The 8,104-nt window shown below is 72.2% G+C and carries 8 protein-coding genes; 7 read left to right on the top strand and 1 reads right to left on the bottom strand.

Annotation, left to right across the window (positions count from 1 at the left end; translation table 11 throughout):
* The 7 genes from AB0J09_RS48405 to AB0J09_RS48435 form a co-directional block, all read left to right on the top strand.
* Positions 1–633, top strand: a 633-nt coding sequence (locus AB0J09_RS48405; protein WP_360707381.1) for a substrate-binding domain-containing protein, incomplete at its 5' end; no start/stop codon positions are given.
* A complete protein-coding gene (locus AB0J09_RS48410) occupies positions 630–2,042 on the top strand; it encodes a rhamnulokinase family protein (RefSeq protein WP_360707384.1) in 1,413 nt (470 codons plus the stop codon). The genes AB0J09_RS48405 and AB0J09_RS48410, both read left to right, overlap by 4 nt.
* A gap of 70 nt (positions 2,043–2,112) precedes the next feature.
* A complete protein-coding gene (gene fdh, locus AB0J09_RS48415; RefSeq protein WP_360707387.1) occupies positions 2,113–5,331 on the top strand; it encodes a formate dehydrogenase in 3,219 nt (1,072 codons plus the stop codon).
* Positions 5,331–6,128 (top strand): 4Fe-4S dicluster domain-containing protein, encoded by a 798-nt coding sequence (locus AB0J09_RS48420; RefSeq protein WP_360707390.1) that lies wholly within the window; start codon positions 5,331–5,333, stop codon positions 6,126–6,128. The genes fdh and AB0J09_RS48420 overlap by 1 nt, the downstream gene beginning before the upstream one ends.
* Positions 6,125–7,114: an NrfD/PsrC family molybdoenzyme membrane anchor subunit gene (nrfD, locus tag AB0J09_RS48425; protein ID WP_360707393.1), complete on the top strand. Its 990-nt coding sequence runs from the start codon at positions 6,125–6,127 to the stop codon at positions 7,112–7,114. The genes AB0J09_RS48420 and nrfD overlap by 4 nt, the downstream gene beginning before the upstream one ends.
* Entirely contained in the window at positions 7,111–7,236 is a 126-nt protein-coding gene (locus AB0J09_RS48430) for a hypothetical protein (RefSeq protein ID WP_360707396.1), read from the top strand. The genes nrfD and AB0J09_RS48430 overlap by 4 nt, the downstream gene beginning before the upstream one ends.
* Positions 7,233–7,769, top strand: a complete 537-nt coding sequence (locus AB0J09_RS48435) for an NUDIX hydrolase family protein (RefSeq protein WP_360707399.1) — start codon at positions 7,233–7,235, stop codon at positions 7,767–7,769. The genes AB0J09_RS48430 and AB0J09_RS48435 overlap by 4 nt, the downstream gene beginning before the upstream one ends.
* Here AB0J09_RS48435 and AB0J09_RS48440 read toward each other — a convergent pair.
* Positions 7,666–8,104, bottom strand: a 439-nt coding sequence (locus AB0J09_RS48440; protein WP_360707402.1) for a hypothetical protein, incomplete at its 5' end; no start/stop codon positions are given. The genes AB0J09_RS48435 and AB0J09_RS48440 overlap by 104 nt on opposite strands.

Here is an 8,104-nt window from a genome sequence, read left to right on the forward strand (position 1 = left end):
ACCCCGTCCGGCGAGGACCCCGGCAGGCTCGACCGGCTGCGCGAGCGCGGCATCAGCGTGGTGCTGGTCGACCATCCGGCGCACCGGCCCGACCAGTGCGCGGTCGCCGTGGACGACGTCGCGGGCGGCCGGGCCGCCGTGACGCACCTGCTGGCCAAGGGCGCGCGCAGCGTCGCCTACGTGACGGGCCCGCTGACGATCAGGCAGTGCGTGGAGCGCCGGGAGGGCGCGAAGGCCGCGATGCGGGCGGCCGGGCTCGACCCCGACGATCTGAGGGTCGCCGAGACCGCCACGATGACGGCCCGCGCGGGCGAGAAGGCGGCAGCCGGTCTGATCGCGACCGGCCTGCCCGAGGCCGTGTTCTGCGCCAACGACCTGCTCGCGCTCGGCGTGCTCCGCGCGCTGCTGCGGTCCGGGGTGCGGGTGCCGGAGGAGGTGGCGCTGATGGGGTACGACGACATCGACTTCGCCGCCGCCTCCACCGTGTCGCTCAGCTCGATGCGGCAGCCGACATACCAGCTCGGCCGGATCGCCACCGAGCTGCTGCTGGACGAGTGCGACAATCCGGACACGCACGCGCACCAGCACATCATGTTCCAGCCGGAGCTCGTCGCCAGGGAGTCCACCCAATGAGCCGCCGTTTCGCCGCCGTCGACCTCGGTGCCTCCAGCGGCCGGGTGATGCTGGCCGACTTCTCCGACGGCCTGCAGCTGACCGAGGCCTACCGCTTCCCGAACGGCCCGGTACGCGTGGCGGACCGGCTCTACTGGGACGTCCTCGGGCTCTACCGGGAGATCCTCACCGGACTGCGCAACGCCGGACCGGTGTCGTCCATCGGCGTGGACTCGTGGGCGGTGGACTACGGGCTGCTCGACGAGTCGGGCGCGCTGCTGGGCAACCCCGTGCACTACCGCGACGACCGCACGCATGGCGTGGCCGAGCAGGTGGCCGGGTCTGTCGGCGCGGAGGCGCTGTACGAGGTGTCCGGGCTGCAGGTGCTGCCGTTCAACACGATCTACCAGTTGCTGGCCGACCGGCTCGACGGGGCGGCGACGATGTTGCTGATCCCCGACCTGATCGGCTACTGGCTCACCGGCGAGCTGGGCGCCGAGGTGACGAACGCCTCGACGACGGGGCTGCTCGACGTGCGCACCAGGTCCTGGGCGTTGCCGCTGATCAAGCGGCTCGGACTGCCCGCGGAGCTGTTCCCGCCGCTGCGGCAGCCAGGCGAGGCGCTCGGCGGGCTGCGGCGGGATGTGGCCGCGGAGATCGGCTGGTCGGCGCCCGTCAGGGCGGTGGGCTCACACGACACCGCCTCGGCCGTGGCCGCCGTTCCCGCCTCTGGACCCGCCTTCGCCTACATCTCGTGCGGCACGTGGTCACTGGCCGGTGTGGAGCTGCCGGGGCCCGTGCTGACGCCCGAGAGCCGGGCCGCGAACTTCACCAACGAGGCGGGCATCGACGGCACCGTCCGCTACCTGCGCAACGTCATGGGGCTGTGGCTGCTGCAGGAGTGCCTGCGGGCCTGGCCGGGCTCCGACCTGGCCGAGCTGCTGAAGGCGGCTGCGGGCGAACGGCCGTTCGCGGCCGTGGTCAACCCGGACGAGCCGGTGTTCCTGCCGCCGGGCGACATGCCGGCCAGGATCGCCGCCGAGTGCCGCCGCACCGGCCAGCGGCCGCCGTCGTCCCCGGCCGCGTACGTGCGATGCGTGATGGAGAGCCTGGCGCTCGGGCACCGGCGGGCGGTGCGGCAGGCGATGGAGCTGTCGGGGCGCGACGTCGAGGTCGTCCACCTGGTGGGCGGCGGGTCGCGTAACGAGTTGCTGTGCCGGCTCACCGCCGACGCCTGCGGGCTGCCGGTGGTGGCCGGTCCTGCCGAGGCGACCGCCTTCGGCAACGTGCTGGTGCAGGCGCGGGCGGCGGGACTCGTGTCCGATCTGGAGGAGATGCGCTCGCTGGTCGCCTCCTCGCAGCCGCTGCGCCGCTATGAGCCGTCCGGCGACGCCCACGCATGGGACGAGGTCGCCGCGCGCCTGTTCTGACCCCTTCTACCTGCGGGTTTTCACCTCCCGGCAGCAGGGCAGGAACCCGGCCAGGGGCTTGGGGGGCGTCATGAAATTGGGGTGGCCGCTGCTGCGGCAGCTGACCGGCGAGGACCGCACGGGGCGGGGCGCGGCGGCGAAGTCGGCCAGGACGGCGGCGCTGCGGGCGCGCACGGCCACGGCCGACCGGGTCGTCAAGTCGGTGTGCCCGTACTGCGCGGTGGGCTGTGCCCAGAACGTCTACGTACGGGATGAGAAGGTCATCCAGATCGAGGGCGACCCCGACTCCCCCATCAGCCGCGGCCGGCTGTGCCCCAAGGGCGCGGCCAGCCTGCAGCTCACCACCGCGTCCAACCGCCAGTACAAGGCGCTCTACCGGCCGCCGGGCGCGGCCGACTGGCAGGAGATCGACCTCGCCGCCGCCATGGACATGGTGGCCGACCGGATCATCGACACGCGCCGGCGGACCTGGGAGTGGGAGAGGGACGGCAAGCGCACCGCCAGGACCATGGGCATCGCCAGCCTCGGCGGCGCCACGCTGGACAATGAGGAGAACTACCTCATCAAGAAGCTGCTGACGGCGCTCGGCGTGGTGCAGATCGAGAACCAGGCCCGGGTGTGCCACAGCTCGACCGTGGTCGGGCTCGGCACGTCGTTCGGCCGGGGCGGCGCCACCACGTTCATGCAGGACCTGCAGCACTCCGACTGCGTGGTCATCCAGGGCTCGAACTTCGCCGAGGCGCACCCGGTGGGCTTCCAGTGGGTGATGGAGGCCAAGGCGCGCGGCGCGGTGATCATCCACGTCGACCCGCGCTTCACCCGGACGAGCGCGCTGGCCGACCTGCACGTGCCGATCCGCGCGGGCTCCGACGTGGCCTTCCTCGGCGGGATCATCAACCACGTGCTGGAGAACGACCTGTACTTCCGCGAGTACGTGGTCAACTACACCAACGCGGCCACCCTCCTCAAGGAGGACTACCGCGACGCCGAGGACCTCGACGGGGTCTTCTCCGGCTTCGACCCCGAGACCCGCACGTACGACGACGAGAGCTGGCAGTACGAGGGGATGACGGTCGCCGCAGCCTCCGGCGATCGGGACCGGACGATGGACAGGATGCCGCCCGGCCGTCCCGAGATGTCCGGCGCGACCGGCGGCCTGCCGATGGACGGCACACCGGAGCGCGACGAGACGCTGCGCCACCCGCGCTGCGTCATGCAGGTGCTGCGCCGCCACTTCGCCCGCTACACGCCGGAGATGGTCGAGCGGGTGTGCGGGGTGCCGCGCGAGCTGTTCATGCAGGTGTGCCGGCATCTGACGGAGAACTCCGGGCCCGACAAGACCTCCGACTTCGTGTACGCGGTCGGCTGGACGCAGCACAGCGACGGCTCGCAGTTCATCAGGACGGCGAGCATCCTGCAGCTGCTGCTCGGCAACATCGGCCGCCCCGGCGGCGGCATCCAGGCCCTGCGCGGGCATGCCAGCATCCAGGGCTCCAGCGACGTGCCGACCCTGTTCAACCTGCTGCCCGGCTACATCCCGATGCCGCACGCGCACGAGCACATGAACCTGCGCAATTTCCTGCGGGCCGACGCGCCGCACCGCGGCTACTGGGCCAACATGCCCGCCTATCTGGTCAGCCTGCTCAAGGCGTGGTGGGGCGATTCCGCCCAGCCGGACAACGACTTCAGGTTCGGCTACCTGCCCAGGCTGACGGGGTCGCACAGCACGTACGACACGGTGCTGGCGCAGCTCGACGGCACGTGCAAGGGCTACATCCTGCTCGGCGAGAACCCCGCGGTGGGCTCGGCGAACACCAGGATGCAGCGCCTGGGCATGGCCAAGCTCGACTGGCTGGTCGTACGCGACTTCAACCTGATCGAGAGCGCCACCTGGTGGAAGGACGGCCCGGAGATCGAGACGGGCGAGCTGGCCACGAAGGACATCGGCACCGAGGTGTTCTTCTTCCCCGCGGCCTCGCACACGGAGAAGAGCGGCAGCTTCACCAACACCAACCGGCTGCTCCAGTGGCACCACCAGGCGGTCGAGCCGACCGGGGACGCGCGCAGCGACCTGTGGTTCATGTACCACCTGGGACGGATCATCAGGGAGAAGCTGGCGGGCTCGACGGACCCGATGGACGCGCCGCTGCTGGAGCTCACCTGGGACTACCCGGTCGAGGGCGCCCTGGAGGAGCCGTCCGCCGCGGCGGTGCTGGCCGAGATCAACGGCTGGGACCCCGGCCGGCGGCCGCTGTCGGGCTACCACGAGCTCAAGGACGACGGCTCCACCGTGTGCGGCTGCTGGATCTACTGCGGCGTGTACGCCGACGGCGTCAACCAGGCCGCGCGCCGCAAGCCGCACACCGAGCAGGACTGGATCGCCGCCGAATGGGCCTGGGCCTGGCCGGCGAACCGGCGCATCCTCTACAACCGGGCCTCGGCCAGGCCGGACGGCAGCCCGTGGAGCGAGCGCAAGAAACTGGTCTGGTGGGACGACGGCGCGGGCCGCTGGACCGGCTTCGACGTGCCGGACTTCGAGGCGGGCAAGAGCCCCGGCTACCGGCCGCCGCCGGACGCGCAGGGCATCGCGGCGCTGTCGGGGATCGACCCGTTCATCATGCAGGCCGACGGGAAGGGCTGGTTGTTCGCGCCGTCCGGGGTGGTGGACGGGCCGCTGCCGGCGCACTACGAGCCGCAGGACTCGCCGGTGGCCAACCCGCTCTACGGTCACCAGCGCAACCCGGCGCGCAAGGTCTACCCGCACGAGGACAACCGCTACCAGCCGAGCGGCGACGAGCCGGGGGCGTCGGTCTACCCGTACGTGGTGACGACGTACCGGCTGACCGAGCACTTCACGGCGGGCGGCATGAGCCGGCACACGCCGTACCTGGCGGAGCTGCAGCCGGAGATGTTCTGCGAGGTCTCGCCCGAGCTGGCCACCGAGCGCGGGCTCGTGCACGGCGACTGGGCCACGATCATCACCGCGCGCAACGCCATCGAGGCCAGGGTCATGGTCACCGACCGGATGCCGTCGCTGCACCTGGACGGCCGGGTGCTGCACCAGATCGGGCTGCCGTTCCACTACGGGCCCAACGGCCTGGCCAGGGGCGACGCGGCCAACGAGCTGTCGGCGATCTCGCTGGACCCCAACTCACACATCCAGGAAGTCAAGGCCCTGGCGGCCGACATCCGGCCGGGGCGGCGCCCGCGCGGCCCGGCGCTGCCGGAGCTGGTCAGGTCCTACCAGCGGCGGGCCGGCGTCACGGCCGGCACCGGAACGGAGGCGTGATGGGCCGCGTGGGGTTCTTCACCGACACCAGCATCTGCATCGGCTGCAAGGCGTGCGAGGTCGCCTGCAAGGAGTGGAACGCCGTCCCCGAGGACGGACTGACCTTCACCGGCATGTCGTACGACAACACCGTGGGGCTGGGCGCCGACACCTGGCGGCACGTCGCGTTCATCGAGCAGCGGCGTCCGCTCGGCCACCAGGAGCCAGGGGTCGGCGACATGGACTTCCGCTGGCTGATGGCCTCCGACGTGTGCAAGCACTGCACGGAGGCGGCCTGCCTGGACGTGTGCCCGACGGGGTCGCTGTTCCGCAGCGAGTACGGCACGGTCGTGGTGCAGGAGGACATCTGCAACGGATGCGGCTACTGCGTGCCCGCCTGCCCGTTCGGCGTGATCGGCACGCGCGAGAGCAGCGGCCTCGCGGCCAAGTGCACGATGTGCTACGACCGGCTGGGCGACGGGCAGGAGCCGGCCTGCGCCAAGACGTGCCCGACGGACTCGATCCAGTTCGGGGACCTGGACGAACTGCGCGAGCGGGCCGCGCGCCGGCTCGACCAGGTGCGCGAGCAGGGCGTCACGTCCGCCCGCCTGTACGGGCACGACACGGACGACGGGGTGGGCGGCATGGGGGCGTTCTTCCTGCTGCTGGACGAGCCCGAGGTGTACGGGCTGCCGCCCGACCCCGTGGTGACCACCAGGGACCTGCCGTCGATGTGGCGGCACGCAGGGGTCGCGGCACTCGCCCTGCTGGCCGGCGTGGCGGCGACAGCGCTGCCGGTATGGAGGAGGCGGGGATGACCAGTCAGACCGACGTGCGCTTGGACGGCTCGGCCGAGCTGCGTACCGAGCGCGAGGCCACGCCGGGCTCGGCGGGCCACAGGCGCGAGCGGCTCAAGCCGTCGCAGGCGACCTTCGACTCCTACTACGGGCTGCCGGTACTGAACGAGCCGACCTGGCGGGCACAGGACATCGCCGGCTATCTCTTCCTCGGCGGCCTGGCCGGCGCGTCGTCCACACTGGCGGCCGCCGCCGAGCTCACCGGCCGGCCCCGGCTGGCCAGGGCGGGCAAGGTCGCGGCCGTGTGCGCGCTGGGCGGGTCGCTCTACTCGCTGATCCACGACCTGGGCCGGCCCGAGCGGTTCCTCAACATGCTGCGGGTGTTCAAGGTGACCTCGCCCATGAGCGTGGGCACCTGGATCCTCACCGCGTACGGGCCGCAGGCCGGGTTCGCGGCCGCCGCCGACCTTGCCGGGCGGTTCCCCCGCCTGGGGCGGGCCGCCACGGTCGGGGCGGCGCTGGCCGGGCCCGCGGTGGCCACGTACACCGCCGCGCTGATCTGCGACACCGCCGTGCCCACCTGGCACGAGGGGTTCAGGGAGATGCCGTTCCTGTTCGCGGGCTCGGCCGCGGCCGCGGCGGGCGGGCTGGGGATGCTGGCCGCGCCGCCGTCGGAGGCGGGCCCGGCCCGGCGGGCGGCGCTGCTGGGGGCGGCCGCCGAGTGCGTGGCCGCCGTCCGGATGGAGCGGCGGCTCGGGCCGCTGGCCGAGCCGCTCAAGCGGAGCAGGCTGCTGCGCGCGGGCGAGGTGCTGGTGCTGGCGGGCGCGCTGGCCGGCATGACCGCGGGCCGCCGCAGCAGGATCGCGGCCGTGGCGGCGGGCGCCGCCCTGCTGGCGGGCTCGGCGTGCACCCGGTTCGGGATCTTCCACGCCGGCGTGGAGTCCGCGAACGACCCCAAGTACACCGTCCAGCAGCAGCGCAGGCGGCTGGCGAGGGAGATCACATGAAGCGGAAAGTCATCGCCTATCTGCCGTTCTTCGGCATCGTGCTCGTCACTTGCGCCTCGTCCTGGCTGGCGGGGAGGAAGATTCCCGGGCGCGAGACCCGGGGACGTACGATCGGCAGATGACCGAAAAGACCGAAACCACGCCTGGGTGGCTCTCACCGGAAGAACTCGAATCGGTGCGGGGCCAGCTGCCGATTCTCTACGTCGACGCCGTGCCGGTGCGGGTCGACGACACCGGCGTGGTCACCCGCGTCGGCCTGCTGCTGCGCATCTTGTCAGACGGCACGGTCAGCCGGGCGCTGGTCTCGGGGCGGGTGCTCCACCATGAACGGATCCGCGACGCGCTCCTGCGCCACTTGGAGAAGGATCTCGGCCATGTGGCGCTGCCCCGCATCCCCGCCTCGCCGCAGCCGTTCACCGTGGCCGAATACTTCCCCACCCCCGGCGTCACCCCGTACCACGATCCGCGGCAGCACGCGGTCTCGCTTGCCTACATCGTCCCGGTCGCGGGTGACTGCCGCCCCCGGCAGGACGCCCTTGACTTTGAGTGGTTCACGCCTGAGGACGCAGTGTCTCCGGCGGTGCAGCAGGAGATGGCCGGCGGGCAGGGGATGTTGGTGAAGCAGGCGCTCGCCCACGTCGGCCGTCTGCCCTGACGCGGAAGGCGTGCGACCGGCCGTCCGATGTGAAGCGGGCGCGGGCCGTGATCCGGCCGGCGCCCGGGATCGGGAAGCCCACGGTGATCGCCGTTCCCGGGTCCACCAGCGGTACGGGGTAGGCCCGGACGCCGTTCAGGCTCAGCTGGACCTTTCGCCACGGCACCGGCGAGCCGTTGTGCAGGGTCACCACGACCTGGCTGCCGGTGAGCTCGGTCTTCAGCCCGTACGGGATGCGCGGGTCGGGGCCGATGGAGTCGTCGAGCAGGGCCGTCAGCTCATCGGCCAGCTCGACCCTGGTGGCGGCCAGGTCGCGGCCCTCCCCCGGGTCGGTG

It is taken from the genome of Nonomuraea sp. NPDC049784 (genome assembly GCF_040659615.1).
In the GTDB taxonomy this organism is placed as follows: domain Bacteria; phylum Actinomycetota; class Actinomycetes; order Streptosporangiales; family Streptosporangiaceae; genus Nonomuraea.